Source organism: Pricia sp. (assembly GCF_041745955.1).
GTDB lineage: Bacteria > Bacteroidota > Bacteroidia > Flavobacteriales > Flavobacteriaceae > Pricia.
In genome coordinates this window covers 1-19,080 of sequence record NZ_JBGTHY010000130.1, presented here as the reverse complement: position 1 = coordinate 19,080, position 19,080 = coordinate 1, and the positions used below count along the sequence as shown (strand labels likewise).

The window sequence follows — 19,080 nt, the reverse complement described above, 5'->3', positions numbered from 1 at the left end:
TCTACCAAGGCCAATGCCTATTTTTCCGGGTTCGGTAAGGAGAAGAGGATAACCCTTTACGACACCCTCATCAACGATTTGGAAGAAGAGGAAATCGTGGCCGTACTCGCCCATGAAGTCGGCCATTATAAGAGAAAGCACATCGTTTTCAACCTTGCAGCGTCTATCCTAATAATGGGACTCACCCTTTTTCTTTTGTCCCTCTTTATCAATAATCCTGAAGTAGCCCTTGCCATCGGAGTTTCGCAACCTAGTTTTCATGCCGCATTGATCGGCTTTGGCATTTTATATAGTCCCATTTCAGAGGTAACGGGACTGCTCATGAACCACCTCTCCCGAAAATTCGAGTATCAGGCCGATGATTATGCCAAGAACACCTATTCGGCATCCCCTCTAATTACCTCCTTGAAAAAACTGTCCAAAAACAGCCTTAGCAATCTTACCCCGCATCCCGCTTATGTATTCATGCATTATTCGCATCCGCCGTTGATCGCTAGGATTCGGAATCTCAAAACTGGATGATGTGGCAGTTTACAGCTCCTTTCAACACGGAAATTCAAGATTCGATGGCCACTTCGTAGCTATTCGACCCTGCCAGCCGGCGAGCAGGACTTAAGATTATTTCAAATTAAAAATTCGGACCTGCCAACAGTAAGGTTGGACCTCAAACCCCATGGGGCATACTTTTTGTTGTACATCAATTCAGATTGTGGTATTTTAGATTTAGAACTCCCGATAATGACACAGGCCGCATTAGAATTAGAAAACAAACAGATTGCCAAGCAATACAAAGAGTTGCTTCGTATCAGTTATCAACATCTTTCCGATGACGATAAAAAGTTGATACGGGCCGCATTCGAGGTAGCTGTTGACGGTCATAAAGACCAACGCCGAAAATCGGGGGAGGCCTACGTATTCCACCCTATCGCAGTGGCCAAGATCGTGGCTTCCGAAATCGGTCTTGACGCTACCTCGATAGCCTCTGCCCTGCTGCACGACGTGGTAGAGGATACCGATTACACCCTCGACGATATCGAGCGTATGTTCGGGGAGACGGTGGCGCGTATCGTAGACGGACTCACAAAAATAGCGCATCTTAAAAAGGATATGAGCACCTCGCAGCAGGCCGAGAACTTTCGGAAAATGCTACTTACCCTGAACGACGATGTCCGCGTTATTATCATCAAAATTGCCGATAGGTACCACAATATGCTAACTATGGACGCCATGCCCGAACACAAACAGGTGCAGATGGCTTCTGAAACCCTATATATATATGCGCCCCTGGCCCACCGGATCGGACTCTACAATATCAAGACCGAATTGGAAGACCTGAGCCTGAAATACACGGAACCTAGGGTATACCGGGACATTAAAGGCAAGATAGAAGATTCGAAGGAAGATCAGCAGGCGTATATCGACGCGTTTTCCGACACAATCGATAAATCATTGAAAGAGGAAGACCTCAATTACATCATCAAAGGCAGGATGAAATCGATCTATTCCATCCGCAGGAAAATGAAGGCCCAAAACGTTGTCTTCAACGAAATCTACGATAAGTTCGCCATCCGTATTATTTATAAGTCCGACCGTCAGAACGAGAAGTTTTTGGCCTGGAAAATCTATTCGATCGTAACCGATCATTTTACGCCTAACCCGGTGCGGTTGCGCGACTGGATATCTTCGCCCAAATCTACCGGCTATGAAGCTTTGCACATTACGGTCATGGGTCCTAAAGGAAGATGGGTAGAGGTGCAGATCCGTAGTGAACGGATGCACGAAATTGCGGAAAAAGGCTATGCGGCACACTTCAAGTACAAACATGGCGAGCAAAAGGAAATGGGCATCGAGCTGTGGCTGAACCGTTTGCAGGAAGCGCTGGAAAACGCAAATACGAACGCGGTAGATTTCGTTGAAGAATTTAAACTGAACCTCTACTCCAAAGAAATTTTCGTATTCACTCCCCAAGGTGATTTAAAGTCCCTTCCGAAAGGATCCACCCCATTAGATTTTGCCTATAACATACACACTGAAGTGGGCATGCACACCCGTGGGGCCAAAGTAAACGGTAAACTTGTGCCGCTGAACACCACTTTGGATAGTGGAGATCAAGTCGAGATCATTACCTCAGAGCAGGCAAAGCCCAACCAGAACTGGCTGGATTATGCCACCACCGCCAAGGCAAGGGCCAAGATAAAGTCCTCTTTAAAGGAAGAGAAAAAATCGGCTGCGGAAGACGGAAAGGAAATCCTCCGTAGAAAGTTGAAGTCTCAAAAAATCACACTGAACGAAGATTCCATTAACAAAATGGTGGTGTTCTTTAAGCTCAAGACCAGTTTGGATCTTTTCTATAGGGTCGGTAACGGATCCATTGACAATCAGATGATCAAAGATTTCGCGTCGTCATACAACAATGCGTTCATCAGTTTTTTTAAGAACAAGATACGGCGTACCCCCACCCCCCAAGATGTAGATAAAGACGAGATTACCTCGAAGTACGATATGCTCGTTTTTGGACAGGAGGAAGAAAAACTGGACTACAAACTATCGCAATGCTGCAACCCTATTCCCGGAGATCCCGTTTTCGGATTCGTCAGTGTCAACGAGGGAATAAAAGTGCACAAAAAGAACTGTCCGAACGCAATACAGTTGCAGTCGAACTATGCGTACCGTATCATCGGCGCCAAATGGATAGATTCGACCCAACAGGAATTCCGATCAGAAATACAGCTTACGGGCATTGACAACCTAGGCCTGATAAACGACATTACCCAAATCATCTCCGACGAGATGCACGTAAATATGCGAAACCTTAATTTCAGTACCGACGGCGGCACTTTTACCGGTAACATTACCGTGGTGGTGAAGAATAATGGCATCCTGAAAAAGGTGATTTCCAATCTAAAGAAAATACATGGAATCGATAAGGTTACCAGAGTTTGAAAAAGAACTGTACCTTTGTTGACAGAGATGTAGTCTTGTTATGGCAGCGAACAAAAATCAGGAAATAGTAAAGAACGTTTTCACCACCTTTTTAGGGGAAAACGGACATCGAAAGACGCCCGAGCGCTATGCTATTCTCCAAGAAATCTACGATAGTGAGGAGCACTTCGATATCGAGTCGCTCTATATCGGCATGAAGAACAAAAATTACAGGGTAAGCAGGGCAACCTTATATAATACCATAGAACTTTTATTGGACTGCAAACTGGTACGCAAGCACCAGTTCGGCAAAAACCAGGCGCAGTACGAGAAATCGTATTTTGACCGACAGCACGACCATGTTATTTTGACCGATACGGGTGAGGTCGTCGAATTTTGTGACCCACGAATACAATCCATCAAAAAGACCATCGAAGAGGTTTTCGATATCAAGATCAATGCACATTCGCTATATTTCTACGGAACGCGAAATACTCCCGACCATAACAATGGTGAACCTTCTATTACCGAGAACAAGAAAGAAAAAACCAACAGCTAACGCAATTTTATTCATGGCAGTAGATTTATTGTTAGGCCTGCAGTGGGGCGACGAAGGAAAAGGGAAAATCGTCGACGTACTGACTACAAACTATGATATAATCGCCCGTTTTCAGGGCGGTCCGAATGCCGGTCACACCCTCGAATTCGATGGTATCAAGCACGTGCTGCACACCATACCTTCCGGCATCTTCCATAAAAATGCAATGAATATCGTTGGTAACGGGGTCGTCATCGATCCGGTGATTTTTAGAAAGGAGCTCGATGCGCTTAAAAAATTCGAGCTCGATGTAAAATCGAAACTGCTCATTTCACGAAAGGCCCATTTAATATTACCGACACATCGACTGTTGGACGCCGCCTCGGAAATCGCAAAAGGAAAGGCAAAAATAGGCTCTACCTTAAAAGGGATAGGCCCGACCTATATGGACAAGACCGGCCGGAACGGTATGCGTATCGGCGATCTGGAACTCGATGATTGGAAAGAAAAATACCGTGCCCTGGCCAACAAGCACGAGGCCATGATCGGGTTCTACAATGTAGATATCCAATACAATTTGCCAGAGCTGGAAGCGGACTTCTTCAAATCTATCGAAACTTTAAGGGAGTTGACCTTTATCGATAGCGAGGAATATCTATACCAAGCCCAAAAGAAAGGTAAAAAAATCTTGGCCGAAGGGGCCCAGGGATCACTTTTGGATATCGATTTCGGCACGTATCCCTTTGTAACTTCAAGTAACACCACCGCTGCCGGAGCCTGTACCGGCCTGGGCGTAGCCCCGAACCAAATCGGAGAGGTCAAGGGTATTTTTAAGGCCTACACTACCCGTGTAGGAAGTGGCCCCTTCCCAACCGAACTTTTTGATCAAGATGGCGAGACCATGGGTCGCGTAGGCAACGAATTCGGTGCCACGACCGGTCGCCCCAGGAGATGCGGCTGGCTAGATCTGGTCGCTTTAAAGTACGCCGTACAAATAAACGGCGTGACCGAGCTGATGATGATGAAAGCCGATGTTTTGAGCGGATTCAAGAAAATCAAAGTCTGCACCGCCTATAATTATAAGGGCGACAAGATTACACATTTTCCCTATAACATCGAGCCTGAAAACCTGGCTCCCATCTACACTGAAATGAAAGGCTGGCAAAAAGACCTTACCCAAATGACCAAGGCCGAGCAGCTGCCCGATACTCTTAGAGCCTATATCGACTTTTTGGAAAAGGAACTTGAGACGCCCATTAAGATTGTATCGGTCGGACCTGACCGTACACAGACGATACATCGGTGACCTGGAGATTTATTCAATCAAACATCTTAGCGATTACGGCACTCTACTATTAATTTGTATTTGAGATTCACGTAAGGATATTATTTTCTATCTTGTAGTTAGAATCTGATAGATAATGAATTTGAATGTCTTCAATCTGATAATAGTCAGCGGTGTCATTCAGGGCATAATATTCACTTTTGTTATCTTATTTAACGAGAAATACAAATCTAATACCAGCAAGTTCATTGCTTTCGTGGTTTTGTTTCTTTCCCTAAGCAACTTGCAATATTGGTTAATTGAAAACAACCTGGTGAACACCCGCTACATTTTCGTACCCTGGCAGTGGTTGATAATGCCAATGTTCTATATTTTCGTTCACAAATACCTTAAGATGGGAGAAACCGGTACTAAGGCAAAAACATTATTGTTTCTTCCTTTTTATTTAATAATCCTTTTACATGTGGCACAAATTTATTTAGCCTACACAACTTCCTATAAAATACCTTCCCATTTCGAACGCGGTTTTTTTCTATATCTTGATTATTGCTCTTTTGCCTTTAATTTCACAATAGTTTTCATTGTGTATAAAAAGATTAGGACATTTAAGAGGCAGATGGATAGTACCGGCACAGAAAATAAGATTAAAACAGATTGGTTGATACGATTGTTGTATATCGGTTTTTTTATTTGCATAGCTTGGCTTATAGCATTGTCGATAACCTTTTACCTTAACCATCAAAACAAATACTTTTTCTATGCGCTTTGGCTAAGTATTTCATTTTTGGTCTACTGGTTGGGTTATGCAGCAATTTACCAATTAAATATTTATAGGGAACGGAAAGATATTTCTTTTAAGCAACGAAACAAGGTGCAAAATATTGGACCTATACCTAATAGGTCTCCAATCATTGATAAATTTCAACATCTCATACGGGAAAAGGAACTGTACATGAATCCTGAATTGAAACAATCCAACGTTGCAGAGATGATGGGTATTACATCCAATCACCTATCCAAGGTACTGAACGAGTTTAAATCAATCAGTTTTAATGATTTAATTAATGAACTTCGAATAGAAAAGGCTAAAGAATTTTTATTAGACGAAGAATTTGACAGATATACCCATACAGCAATAGGTTTAGAGTCGGGATTCAATTCAAAATCAACCTTCTTCAAAGCTTTTAAGAAACATACTGGCACTACTCCTTCAGATTTTAAAAAATCATACATAGAAATAAGTCCTAAATTTTAAGTTATCTTAATACTTGGGAATGTAGAGGAGATGGAAACATGTAACATTGTCGGAACTAAATAACGTAAAACCTAGAAAAAATTGTTATGAAACAAATTAATCTATTTTCAGTTCTGACAATAGCCGTGTTATTCTTTTTTGGTTGTGAAAAAGAAGTTGAGAACTTACCCGTCGCATTAACGTTTACCGAGAAGCTCGAAGCTCAATTTAACAAAAACGAATTTTCTGAATACATCCCGTATGATTTTGAAGTGGACTGGAGCGCATATACGGAGTCGTTCTCCGAGGAACTGGGTTCCAAATTCTACGAGTTCGATATCCGGTATACCTCCGATTTCAATCCGACCGCCCTAGGAATCGACACGCAAAACAAGTATGCCCTTTTGGTTCTTGAGGGCGAAAATTCCGAAAAGAAATTTGTGGTCGCCAATCTCGCAGGATCTACTAACGATTTTAATTCGCTCCATTTTTCAAGGATGGCGGACTTTACCGGCACGGTCAGATTTAATAGCGGCAATCTCGAAATACCTTCGCTATTGATTGCCGAGGGATTAATTGTGGGGAATCTAACTACAATCGATGGCGAAAATTTAGAGGAGCTCTTATTGGCGGGGAAAGCCGCCTGTGGCTGTGAGGAAGACGATGGCAGTGGTAAGGAGGATGGTGGTGGTTATATCGTAGTGACGACCGTACGTACCACAGATTGGTATCTGGTAAAGCCCGACGGCAAATTGGTCCCTAACGGTTCTACCTCCACAACTACCCGTGAGACCGTGTTCCAGGTCAAAAGCCCAAGTGCCTATTCGAACCTTCAACGAAGCTCGGGTTATAGGCGAAGTGGCAGTGGTTCGCCGGGCGGTCAGACCGGTACGGTCAACTTTGAGGAAAAGACCATTAAGAAAATCGATGAAAGGCAGGCCTGGAACTCTTTATCAATATTAGAAGAATTAGCCCCTGATACTCCTATTACAGATTTAAAAGAGTTCTTAAAATGTTATGATATCACAAAACCTGCAACAATCACCTTATATGCGAATCAGCCTTCTTCAGGTTCTAGTGCATCTTTTGACCCCACGTCAACTGACCCTGTCGGGCATGCTTTCATTTCCATATCACAAAACGGTAAGACCAGCACCTTCGGTTTCTATCCCGAAAGCGAAGCGAAAAAAGGAGCCATTAACGGACCTAGTATCATGGGCAATAACGGTGGTGACGATTTCGATGTCAGTATGACTATGTCGGTGTCCGGACCTACCTTAAAAAAGATTATTGCGGAGGCTGTAAGCTTTCCTACGAAATATGAAATCTATAGTTACAATTGTACGGATTATGCGCTTGAACTGGCCAACTTGGCAGGAGCCAATATACCCAATGCTTGGGGTCCGTATCCCGGGGGTGGTGGAGGAGACAATCCCGGCAAACTTGGTCAAATCATCAGATCAAAAAATAATGGAAATGGTATTACTATAAATAAAACAGGAGGAAAAGCACCCGGAAAAACCGGTGGCTGTAACTAAAATTCATTTTAAAATGGAATCATTTAATTATAGATTTTTGCGATTATCGATTTTACTTTTTATCGGCTTGATGTTCGTTTCCATAAACTCGTCCTGTCAGGAAAAACAATCTACCCAAGACGATATTCGTTTGCTAAGGTCTTTTAATGAAAACGTATTGAAAAAAGACACTTTGGATTTGGACGCCTTCTACAAATTTGTAAATATTAATAAGAGTTTAAAAGACAATCGGGATTTTATAAAGACCTTGAGCTATATGGTTTGGACTTTCAAGGAGAATCGAGAAAAAAATCCCAGGACTAGTGGTTTTGATAAGTTTGTTCCCTATTCCGAAATGGAGGACAATTATTCTAAGTGGGCCGAATTAAAACCTTTCATGAAACTTGAATATAAAGCCACCGATAACGTGTATTATGGGATAAACTACAATACCACCGAGAAATTAGGTTTGTTCATAGTTAAAAAGGGTAAGATTATATCTTTTTTCCCTTATATACATATGGGTGCCGATCCGGTCAGACCTTTTCTATTAAACAAACCTGCGGATAAGAAATACATAGAGGTTTTTAATAAATATGTGGGGGTAGAGTAGCCACCCAAATTCAGGGATTGGTTAATTCTCGGATGACTATCGGACTTGTATGCTCCTAAATCCACAATGTTTTCATGCTAAAAATCAGGGTTGCCCATAAAAATGAAAACATCGAATTAGCTACTTTGGTGATTTGGATATTGGCGGAACTAAAATATCTATAGCAATATGAACCCAAAACCTCATCAAACTCAGCAATAGAACTGGAACCGTCGCCATTATTCTATTAATCTATTGGGTCTTTATCAACATCACCGTTAGTGTTTTTGATCTCAAGGTTTTTGGTAACAGCCTTTCGGAAATCTTCTATATGAGCCTTTGGGGGATTTTCGCCCTAATGTTTGGTGCATTGATAATGAACGTAATGTTAAATCTCACCAGAATTGCCGACAAACACAATAAGGATGATATTTATTCAAAAAAGGAAAAGCCAAAGAAAAGTCTACTATTATTTGTATCAAGTTTGCCCTTGATAATCGCGTTATTGTTCTATGGAAACTACCGGACCTCCCAAAAAAAGGAAAAGATGCTGATAGCGTCCGCAAAGTCAATAATAGAGAATAACGTAATGAAGGTCGACAAGCTACTGGACTATTCGTTCGAAAGGATTTGGATTTCCGATGTTGAAGATTTATTGGATATTTTATCCAAAACCGACGAAAATTTCCCGTACATTTCCATTGTCCAAAAAGATTCGATTCAAAATATTAAGGTATTTCTGGAATTCCAAAGCTTTCATGGAAATTCAACGGACAGCATTCGCCCCCTGAAAAAGGATTACATCTTCAAATCGTCAAAACCTGAAAGGATACCTGAATGCTGTTTTTGGGTCGAACAAAAACAATATGCTTTTTGAAGCCGATGATGGCCAATATGAGCTATACTATCCTTACCAAAAGGGTGGCAAGAAAATGATGGTCTATTTTTCCGACCAACAGCACTATGGCAGTTTTGGAAAATAGAATTTCGATCTTCCCAATTCCATCCTAAAACAGCACATTCTGTTGCAAAAATCCTATTTTTGGACAAAATTTATTGGAATTGCGACACGCCAAATACATCCTATTCTTTCTTTTTGCTTCGGCCGTCTGTTTTGCACAGGATTCCATTCCCGTTAAAAAAGACACCGCCAAAAGCAAACCGATCAACATCGTTCACGGCGCCAACTTTACCAAGGACGAGGCGAAATTTCCAGGGGCGTCGATTTTTAGTAAAGACGATCGACAGGTACAGTTCGAACATGAGGGAGCCGATCTGTGGTGTGATATTGCCATTTATTATCAAAAGGAAAAACGCATTAGAGCGCTGGGCAACGTACGCCTGCAACAGGGCGATTCCGTTGAAATGACCAGTGGCAAAATCAATTACGACGGGGAAACCAAGCTTGCCAAGGCCTTTGAAAGTGTAGTTCTGAACAGTAACAAGACCACACTACGGACCGATACGCTTTATTTTGATCGAGAAAAACAAGAATCCTACTACAATGATTCGGGAACTATCATCGATTCCGCGAACACCCTGACCAGTAGAATCGGGCGCTATTTTATGGAGCTAAAAAAGTTGCAGTTCCTGAATAGTGTCCACATCGACAACCCAGATTACAAGGTCGATTCCGAACGGTTGGATTATTACGAGACCTCGAAGAACGCCTACATGTACGGGCCCTCCACCATCACGGGCGACACTTATAAATTTTATTTCGAAAGAGGATTTTACGATACCAAAATCGAAAGCGGCTATGGCATCAAAAATACCCGTATCGATTACAATAATCGTATCGTGGAAGGCGATAGTGTTTATTTCGATAAAGCCACAGAATTCGCATCCGCAACGAATAATATTACGGTTACCGATACCGTGAACAATGGCTTGATACGCGCCCATTACGCCGAGGTTTTCAAGGCCAAGGATTCCGTTTTTGCGACCAAAAGGGCAGTTTCGATAACCTTGGTGGAACAGGATTCGATGTACGTTCACGGCGATACCCTCATGGTTACCGGCAAGACCGAAAATCGGATTTCGCGGGCCTTCCGTAACGCTAAATTCTATAAGACCGACCTTAGTGGGAAGTGTGATTCCATACATACCCAAGAAAAAACGGGAATCACCCAACTCATTAAAAGTCCCGTGATCTGGAACGGTGAAAACCAGATGACCGGGGATAGCATTCACCTGTTGTCCAACAAAAAAACCGAACAATTGGATTCCCTCAAAGTAATTGAGAACGCTTTTATTATTTCGTTGGACAGTATCAGTATGACGGGCTATAACCAGGCAAAGGGCATAAATTTATATGGGAAATTCGTTGATAACGAACTGAAAATTATCGATCTCGTTCAGAACACGGAAGTCATCTACTATATGTATAACGATGACGACGAGCTGCTAGGCATCAATAAAACAACCTGTAGTAAAATAAGGATTACCATGGCAAACAACGACGTGGAAGATCTTACCTTCTTCACCAATCCCGAAGGCGATATTTTTCCGGAAACCGAACTTCCACCGGCAAGTAGACTGTTGAAAGGATTTATATGGCGTGGCGACGAACGCATTTTGACCAAGGATGACATTTTCGATGAAGACGATAACAATCTCGTGCTTCCGGTAATCCGTGGTATCGACAACCCCATCGATATTGATGCCGAAGAAGAGGAACGGACTTTGAATGCGGGAGATCCGATAAACAAAATTCCTATTTTGATATTGACGCCTACAAGTGAAGAATCAAAATCACCTTCTCGGCAGGGAGATGAACAACTGCTCAACCCTAAACCAAAACGGGGGGAACGGCCTAAGTTGAAAAAGTTGACTACTACTTCGAGCAAGTAGCACAAAGACTTGGTGGGGAGCACCTTGCAGGTCAGACGGCATCTTTCAGCCCTAAACAACCCTTCATGAAAAGTGACTTTTTAAAATATCAGGCACAAACCACCCCACATCCGCTGGCCTTGGAAATCACACATGCCAAAGGCAGTTATATCTACGATACCGAGGGTAATGCCCATCTTGATTTTGTAGCCGGTGTCTCTGCCTGTAGCTTGGGACACTGCCATCCGAGAGTCGTAAAGGCCGTACAGGAGCAGGCTGCAACCTACATGCACGTTATGGTGTATGGGGAGTATGTACAAAAACCTGCAGTAGCCTATACAAAACTGTTAGCCTCCCTCTTACCTGAGGGACTGGAAACCACCTATTTAGTGAACTCCGGTACCGAGGCCATAGAAGGGGCGCTCAAACTGGCCAGACGGGTCACCGGCAGAAGCCAGTTAATTTCTGCCCGCCACGCCTACCACGGGAATACCATGGGAAGTTTAAGTATTATGGGTTTCGAGGAAAGAAAGGCAGCGTTCCGTCCGCTGATTCCCGATGTAGCCTTTATCCGTTTCAATTCCAAAGATGACCTTAAAAAAATCACCGAAAAAACTGCGGGTGTAGTTTTGGAGACCATTCAAGGTGGAGCAGGCTTTATCGAGCCCAAAAACGATTATCTGAAAAATGTCCGACAACGTTGCGATGAAACGGGAGCCTTGTTAATCTTGGATGAAATTCAGCCCGGATTCGGCAGAACGGGCAAACTCTTCGCCTTTGAACATTACGGGTGCATACCCGATATTCTGGTAATGGGCAAGGGTATGGCATCAGGACTTCCAGTGGGGGCCTTTACAGCGTCCCGAAAAATGATGGCCAGCTTACAGATTAGTCCCAAATTAGGTCATATCACAACTTTCGGAGGCAATCCCGTCATTGCCGCGGCCTGTCTGGCTACTCTTGGGGAAATCACGGAAACCGGACTCATAGCACAGACACTCGAAAAGGAAATAGTTTTTCGGAAATTATTGAAACATTCGTTGATCAAAGAAATCCGGGGAAAGGGTCTAATGTTGGCCTTGATCTTGGAAAATTCCGATATTGCGAACCATTTGGTGCTCACCTGTGCCAAAAAGGGACTTATTCTTTTTTGGCTTTTGTTCGAACCGAAAGCGGTGCGAATATCACCGCCGTTGACCATATCCATTAACGAAATCGAGGACGGTTGCGGCACGATTCTTGAAGTTTTAAAGATGTACGGGCAATAACCTGTTAACTAATTTGTTAATAATATAGCTTGTACCCGGACTGAAAGATAGTCCCAAAAGGCTACTTTTAAATCCATAGTAAGAATTCGCCCTACGTATTTGCGAGGGGCGATTCCGTAACCAAAACCGTTCTATGGCGCTAGAATCCAACGAAAAGCCCAACCAACCCATCGACAAGTTCGAATCGATGCTCAAGACAGACGACGTCTATTTCTTCGATGCGGAGGATTTTGAGGATATTATCCATCATTATCTTAATAATGGCAAGATAGCCCTGGCCAAAAAGGCCATCAAAATCGGTCTACAACAGCATCCCGCCTCGATAGAACTGAAATTGCTTGAGGTAGAGGTGCTCGTATTCGAAAACCATCTTGATCTTGCCGAAAATTATCTGGATGCGCTTCAGGTGCTGGACAGTACCAATGAGGAGATTTTCATCCAACGGGCCAATATATATTCCAAAAAGGATAATCACGAGGCCGCCGTGGCACTTTTGAACGAAGCCTTGAACCTATCGGAGTACAGCTTCGATATCCATTCCCTTTTGGGCATGGAATATCTTTTTATGGACGATTTCAAGCTTGCGAAGGAAAGTTTTATGCGCTGCGTATCGTTCGATGAACAAGATTACTCCTCGCTCTACAACGTTATTTATTGCTTTGAGTTTTTAGAGGATTACGATGGCGCCATACTTTACCTGAACGATTATTTGGACCGGAACCCCTACTGCGAAGTGGCCTGGCACCAACTGGGGAAACAGTATTTCTCCAAAAAAATGTATCCCGAAGCCCTTACCGCTTTCGATTTCGCCATTATTTCGGACGATACCTTTATCGGGGCCTATTTCGAAAAAGGCAAGGTGTTGGAAAAAATGGGGAAATACAACGAGGCCATCGAAAATTACGAGACCACGATACAAATGGAAGATCCCACCTCACATGCCTACCTCCGGATCGGAAAATGCCATGAGCAGCTCGAGAACGACGAAATGGCCAAGTATTACTATTATCACACCGTACACGAAGACCCGTTGTTGGATAAGGGCTGGCTCGCCATCACCGATTTTTATTTTCGTAGAAAAAACCATCACAAGGCCCTGTATTACATCAATAAAGCTTTGAACATCGACGGTGAAAATCCGCAGTATTGGAAAAAATGTGCCCAAATCAACAAGGCACTGGGCAAATTCGATCAAGCGGATTACGCCTATAAACAGTCCGTAGACCTTGGCAACTACGAACTGCGTACCTGGTTGGGATGGGCCGATGTCGCCCTGCGCAACCAAGACATACCCGGGGCCATACATATTCTATCGCAGGGTCAGGAGTTTTATCCCGATAATGCCGAAATCAAATACAAAACGGCGGGTTTCCAGCTTGAAATAAACGACCTCATCAATGCCCGCATCAGCCTAATCGATGCCCTAAGGCTCGATTTTGGAAAACTGCAACTCTTTTGCGATCAATTTCCCCAATACGCCCATACGGATTGGGTGAAGAATATCGTTTCAAAAGTGGCCCGTAGGTCACGTTAATGGGTAATCAGCAACTACAAACGCCACCCCCGTATTAGTCCAATTTAAAATCCTATTTTTGTTGCCTTTGAAATAACTTTCATGGAAAACAGAAACTTGCTACAATACGTCTTTGTCACGCTTAAGGGAATGGCCATGGGGGCGGCCGATGTGGTGCCGGGCGTCTCTGGCGGCACCATTGCCTTTATTTCCGGCATTTACGAAGAATTGATCACCTCGATAAACAACGTAAACCTTTCCCTTTTTAAAACCTGGAAAAAAGACGGTTTCAAAGCGGCTTGGAATCAGTTGAACGGCAATTTTTTACTGGCGCTTTTTTTGGGGATTTTTATCAGTCTATTTTCCTTGGCCACCTTGGTCAGCTGGCTACTTGACAACGAACCCGTACTTTTATGGTCCTTCTTTTTCGGACTGGTAGCGGCTAGTGTTATTTTTGTAGGCAAGGAAATCGAAAATTGGAATCCGGGAGCTATTGTTGCGTTGCTAATCGGTGCCGCGATAGCCTTTTATATTACCACCCTTCCGCCTTCCGGAAACAGCGACAGCTTGCCTTATCTTTTTCTGTCGGGAGCCCTGGCTGTTTGTGCCATGATTTTGCCCGGTATTTCGGGTGCCTTTATCTTAGTGCTTTTGGGCTCTTACAAAACCATTCTCGATGCTGTTCATGAGCGAAATATCACCTTAATTGCCATCGTGGGGGCGGGAGCCATTTTCGGACTCCTCAGTTTTGCCAAGTTACTCAAGTGGATGTTCAACAATCACAAAAACATCACCCTGGCGGTGCTCACCGGTTTTATTTTGGGTTCTCTCAATAAAATCTGGCCCTGGAAAAGGATACTGGAGACCAGAACAATCGGTGAAAAAGAAATAATCATCGATGAAAATGTATCCCCCTTTGCCTTTGCTGGCGACAACCAACTTATCTACGCCCTAATAGCCGCTATCATCGGTTTTTCGCTTATTTTTATCCTCGAACGTACCGCCTCGAAAAAATAGGTCTTTTTACATGTACAATCCGAGAACGCTTAGCGACAAATTCTTTTTGGTCATCAAGGGCCTTTGCATGGGCGCGGCCAACAAGGTGCCGGGCGTATCTGGCGGTATCGTGGCCTTTGTCGGCGGATTTTACGAAGAGTTTATCTACTCCCTGCAGAAAATCAATACCAAGGCCTTCAAATTACTCTTCAACGGCAGGTTCAAAAGTTTTTATCGCTACGTCAACGGCACCTTCCTTACGCTTTTAATATTCGGTATGTTGGTCAGCTATTTTAGCGTATCGCAATTGCTGGATTATTTTTTGGTCAGGAAAGAACTGTTCGTGTGGTCTTCTTTTTTTGGGATGATCTTGGGATCCATCTACTATATCGGCAAAGATTTTGAACATTGGAACCAAAAGACCGTAATCGCAGGTATCATCGGTCTGATTGTAGGTATTTCCATCAGTTTTTTGAGTCCCGCAAAAGAGAACGACAACCTCTTTTTTATCTTTATGTGCGGCATTATCAGCGTTTCGGGCATGACACTTCCTGGACTGTCCGGTTCCTTTATCCTAATTCTACTCGGCAACTATGTATTGCTGCTGGTCGATTCGGTCAATGCGCTATATCAGACCTTTGGAGAAATGTTCCGGGGGGACTTCAGTTTTATCCAAAATCAGGCGCGATTGCACATCCTAAAAATCCTAGCTGTTTTCACCTTGGGATCCGCCACGGGCCTTGTAAGCTTGTCCCATTTGTTAAGTTTTGTGTTGAAAAATTACAAGCATATTACAACAGCAGTAATTATCGGTTTTATTACGGGATCGCTAGGCGTAGTCTGGCCGTGGAAAAAAACCATCTTTAAAATGGACGACGCCGGCAATGCGCTTATCGATTCCAACGGTAAGGAAATCATTGCGAACTACGAACGCTATTTTCCCGATTTCACCAACAGTGAAAATTGGTGGGCCCTGTTCTTTGTCGCTGTCGGTATCTTAGTTTTATTGGGATTGGATTGGTATGGGAAACGGAGGAAAGAGTTTCAACAATGAAAAAACACAGGTTCGGATTGGTGGGCAAAAACATTTCCTATTCCTTTTCCAAAGGATATTTTACGGATAAATTCTCGAAGTTGGAATTGGAAGGATATTCGTATGAAAATTTTGATCTGCAGCGGATTGATGAATTGCCCGAACTCCTTAAATCCAATCCGGATGTAATGGGCTTGAATGTGACCATTCCCTACAAACAGGAAGTCATACCCTATTTGGATGAATTGGATGCCCAAGCTGAGGAAATCGGCGCCGTCAATACCATCAAATTCGAAGGAAACCGCCTTATCGGTTATAACACGGATGCCTACGGATTTCAAAAAACCATAGAACCTTTTTTGAAATCCCATCATACCAAAGCGCTGATTTTGGGAACGGGCGGAGCATCCAAGGCCATTGCTTTTGTTCTCGGCCAACTTGGAATCGGTTTTACCTATGTGTCCAGAAATCCCGATGCAACTCAAATCGGGTATGACGAGCTCAATCGATCGGTGCTAGAAAAACATCCCATTTTGGTCAACTGTACGCCATTGGGCACACACCCGAACGTCGACCAAAAACCGGAGATTCCCTATCCCCATATTACCGAAAAACACCTGCTTTTCGATTTGATCTACAATCCAAAAAAAACAGCATTTCTGACAGAAGGGAAACAGCGGGGTGCTGATATCGTCAATGGACTTGGTATGCTGGTGCTTCAGGCGGATAGGGCTTGGGAGATATGGCGGGAGTATTAATTTGACCCGCCCTTCCGGTAGGCAGCCCTCTGATAATTCGACTTTGGGATGAATGGCGGATGGATTGATTTCGGATTTGATTTTTGTATTTGAATTTAAGCGATAGCCAAAGAAGTCCTCCATAACCTTTGCCGTTAACGCCGTTGTTAGTATCTTGAACGATTAACCGCTTGTTCAACCAATAATTGTCATCATGGGGGAAGATAAAGAGAAGGAAATGGAGGAAAAGCCATCTGCGTCCGAGGGAAAAAATGAAGATACCAACGTCGAAGAAACCGAAGTCGCCGCTAGGAAAACATCCCAAACCAAAACAATCCAAGCCAAAACATCTGAAGAAGAGGACGAGGTTTTGGACGGCGAGAACGCAGAAGATGCAGAAGATTCCGATAACGACCGTCGACACGCCATTCCTATCTTGGACTACGAGGCGATGTCGATGGATAATTTGGTCGGCGAACTGCAAAAGTTGGTGCGAAACGAAAAGGTACAGTCCATCAAAAAACATGTCGATGGCATTAAATACGAGTTCGACCAAAAATTCGATGATTTTTTGGAAGGTAAAAAGGAAAAGTTTATCGAAAGTGGTGGCAATGAAATCGATTTCCGATACAATTCGACCACTAAAAATCAATTCAACGAAGTCTACAATGATTACCGCGAAAAACGGAACCAGTATTATAAAAATCTGGAGAAGAACCTTAAAGAGAACCTTTCCGAACGATTGGCGATCATTGAAGAGTTGAAAGGATTGACAAGCGTCGAGGAAGATATGGGTTCGACCTATAAGGCCTTTAAAGACCTTCAGGAAAAGTGGCGCAATGCCGGACCGATACCTCGTGACAGTTACAATAACGTGTGGCGCACCTATCGTCACCATACCGAGATTTTCTACGATTTTCTGCACCTGAACCGCGAAATGCGCGACCTTGATTTCAAGCGAAACTTCGAGGAAAAAGAAAAATTGGTGCAACGTGCGGAAGCTTTGTCTCACGAACCCGATCTCAACCGTGTTTTCCGCGAACTACAGGCCTTGCATAAAATTTGGAAGGAAGATATCGGACCGGTAGGCCAGGCGCACCGCGAAGAAATCTGGGAACGCTTCAGCAATGCCTCCAAAGTGCTGCACCAAAGACGGCAGGATTATTATAAGGAGCTTGAGGCGACCTATGGGAAAAACTTGGAAAACAAAATCGAGATCATTGCGGCGATTACCGCTTTGGGCGAAAATGTATCCAGCAACCATCGGGAACTACAAAAGCAAATAAATCAGTTGGAAGTCCACCGAAAGGCTTTCTTCAAAGCGGGAAAAGTGCCCCGCAACGCTAACCAAAAGACCTGGGCCGCATTCAAGGACGCCGTGCGCAGTTTTAATCGGACCAAAAACGCCTACTACAAAAACCTAAAACAGGAAGAGCAAGGCAACCTCGACAAAAAGCGGGAACTGGTGAACTTAGCCAATTCGTTAAAGGACAGTGAGGATTTCGAAACTGTTACCCCGAAAATGAAACGCATACAGGCCGATTGGAAGAAAATCGGCCATGTACCGAGAAAGTACTCCGATAAGATATGGAAGGAATTCAAAAATGCCTGTAACCAGTATTTCGATAGGCTGAATGCCCTCAAAAACGAGGGCCGTGAAGAAGAGGAAGCCAGTTTTGAAAAGAAAACGACCACCCTGAAAGAGTTATTGGCCTTTGAACCGTCTGGTGAACGTGATGGGGATCTAGAAGCCGTAAAGTCCTTTATCGAAGCATGGAAAAGCTTGGGGAGGGTACCGTTCAAGAAAAAGAACATCGACCAAAGATTCAATGAGGCGCTAGACGGCCTTTTCAAAAAAATGGGGCTTGCTCCCCAAAAGGTCGAACTTTTGAAATACGGAAACAAAATACAGCAGCTGGCCAACGGTGACAACGAACAGGCGATTCAGGAGGAGCGCAGTTTTATCCGCAAAAAGATAGAGGAGACCCAGGGCGAAATACGTCAATTGGAGACCAACCTTCAATTCTTCTCCAATGCCTCGGATGACAATCCCCTGCTACAGGATGTCGTTAAAAGAGTGGATGTCCACAAAGCAGCATTGGATACTTGGAAGGCCAAACTAAAAAAGCTGAACATCATGAACAACAGTATTCAGAGGGAATTGGAAGAATCAGAGGAATCGGAAGAATCGTAGAGACTGCAGTGAACCCATCTATTAACCCTAATTCAAGGCTAGAACCTCCTCTTCCACCTTCAAGGTTCCCAAATATTCTATCAGGTCGACCAGATCATCTTCTGACATTACCATGGCCAAACCTTCGGTCATAAGCGATTTATCCATCGCCTCAAGATTTTTAATATCCGCCAATGGAATTTCCTTTTGCGTACCGCCCATCATTTTTAAGGTAAGTACATCTTCGGTACGGCTCAAGATGTAACCGGTCGCCGAACTACCGTCGTTCATTTTCACGTTGTAACCTTCATATCCAAAATTGATTCCCGCGCTGGGATAGATAATACTGGAATACAAAAATTGCTTGGAGAGTTTGTTACCGATATCGGATAAGGCGGGACCGAACTCTACGCCTTCATTACCCGATACGTGGCATGCAA

15 protein-coding genes and 1 pseudogene are annotated in these 19,080 nt (G+C 43.6%); 15 read left to right on the top strand and 1 reads right to left on the bottom strand.

Going from position 1 to position 19,080, the window contains the following annotated elements:
* The 15 genes from ACEW8S_RS04655 to ACEW8S_RS04585 all read left to right on the top strand — a co-directional run.
* On the top strand, window positions 1–522 hold a 522-nt coding region (locus tag ACEW8S_RS04655), incomplete at its 5' end, for a M48 family metallopeptidase (RefSeq protein WP_373517015.1).
* A 216-nt stretch (window positions 523–738) separates the two neighbouring features.
* Window positions 739–2,943 (top strand): bifunctional (p)ppGpp synthetase/guanosine-3',5'-bis(diphosphate) 3'-pyrophosphohydrolase, encoded by a 2,205-nt coding sequence (locus ACEW8S_RS04650; RefSeq protein ID WP_373517014.1) that lies wholly within the window; start codon window positions 739–741, stop codon window positions 2,941–2,943.
* Window positions 2,944–2,983: 40 nt separating this feature from the next.
* Window positions 2,984–3,481, top strand: a complete 498-nt coding sequence (locus tag ACEW8S_RS04645) for a Fur family transcriptional regulator (RefSeq protein ID WP_373517013.1) — start codon at window positions 2,984–2,986, stop codon at window positions 3,479–3,481.
* Between the two features lie 13 nt (window positions 3,482–3,494).
* Window positions 3,495–4,766, top strand: a complete 1,272-nt coding sequence (locus ACEW8S_RS04640; protein WP_373517012.1) for an adenylosuccinate synthase — start codon at window positions 3,495–3,497, stop codon at window positions 4,764–4,766.
* A 373-nt stretch (window positions 4,767–5,139) separates the two neighbouring features.
* Window positions 5,140–6,000, top strand: a complete 861-nt coding sequence (locus tag ACEW8S_RS04635; protein ID WP_373517011.1) for a helix-turn-helix domain-containing protein — start codon at window positions 5,140–5,142, stop codon at window positions 5,998–6,000.
* An 86-nt stretch (window positions 6,001–6,086) separates the two neighbouring features.
* Window positions 6,087–7,517 carry a hypothetical protein gene (locus tag ACEW8S_RS04630; protein ID WP_373517010.1) on the top strand — a complete coding sequence of 477 codons (1,431 nt, stop codon included), beginning with the start codon at window positions 6,087–6,089 and terminating at the stop codon, window positions 7,515–7,517.
* Between the two features lie 157 nt (window positions 7,518–7,674).
* The gene (locus tag ACEW8S_RS04625) at window positions 7,675–8,109 is read left to right on the top strand and encodes a hypothetical protein (RefSeq protein ID WP_373517009.1); all 435 of its coding nucleotides are present in this window, start codon (window positions 7,675–7,677) and stop codon (window positions 8,107–8,109) included.
* Window positions 8,110–8,473: 364 nt separating this feature from the next.
* Window positions 8,474–8,965, top strand: coding sequence for a hypothetical protein (locus ACEW8S_RS04620; protein WP_373517008.1), 492 nt, complete (start codon window positions 8,474–8,476; stop codon window positions 8,963–8,965).
* 251 nt (window positions 8,966–9,216) lie between these two features.
* Window positions 9,217–10,941: an OstA-like protein gene (locus tag ACEW8S_RS04615; protein WP_373517016.1), complete on the top strand. Its 1,725-nt coding sequence runs from the start codon at window positions 9,217–9,219 to the stop codon at window positions 10,939–10,941.
* A gap of 65 nt (window positions 10,942–11,006) precedes the next feature.
* On the top strand, window positions 11,007–12,188 hold the full coding sequence (locus ACEW8S_RS04610) for an aspartate aminotransferase family protein (protein WP_373517007.1): 1,182 nt from the start codon (window positions 11,007–11,009) through the stop codon (window positions 12,186–12,188).
* A gap of 133 nt (window positions 12,189–12,321) precedes the next feature.
* Complete coding sequence (locus tag ACEW8S_RS04605; protein ID WP_373517006.1) at window positions 12,322–13,722, top strand: tetratricopeptide repeat protein; 1,401 nt, start codon at window positions 12,322–12,324, stop codon at window positions 13,720–13,722.
* A gap of 81 nt (window positions 13,723–13,803) precedes the next feature.
* Window positions 13,804–14,718, top strand: a complete 915-nt coding sequence (locus ACEW8S_RS04600; protein ID WP_373517005.1) for a DUF368 domain-containing protein — start codon at window positions 13,804–13,806, stop codon at window positions 14,716–14,718.
* Between the two features lie 10 nt (window positions 14,719–14,728).
* Window positions 14,729–15,751 (top strand): DUF368 domain-containing protein, encoded by a 1,023-nt coding sequence (locus ACEW8S_RS04595; RefSeq protein WP_373517004.1) that lies wholly within the window; start codon window positions 14,729–14,731, stop codon window positions 15,749–15,751.
* A complete protein-coding gene (locus tag ACEW8S_RS04590) occupies window positions 15,748–16,488 on the top strand; it encodes a shikimate dehydrogenase (protein WP_373517003.1) in 741 nt (246 codons plus the stop codon). Before ACEW8S_RS04595 ends, ACEW8S_RS04590 begins: the two co-directional genes overlap by 4 nt.
* Before the next feature lie 193 nt (window positions 16,489–16,681).
* Entirely contained in the window at window positions 16,682–18,661 is a 1,980-nt protein-coding gene (locus tag ACEW8S_RS04585) for a DUF349 domain-containing protein (protein WP_373517002.1), read from the top strand.
* A 27-nt stretch (window positions 18,662–18,688) separates the two neighbouring features.
* On the opposite strand, the pseudogene ACEW8S_RS04580 reads toward ACEW8S_RS04585, so the two are convergent.
* Window positions 18,689–19,080, bottom strand: a pseudogene (locus ACEW8S_RS04580) (hypothetical protein); the annotation flags it as partial.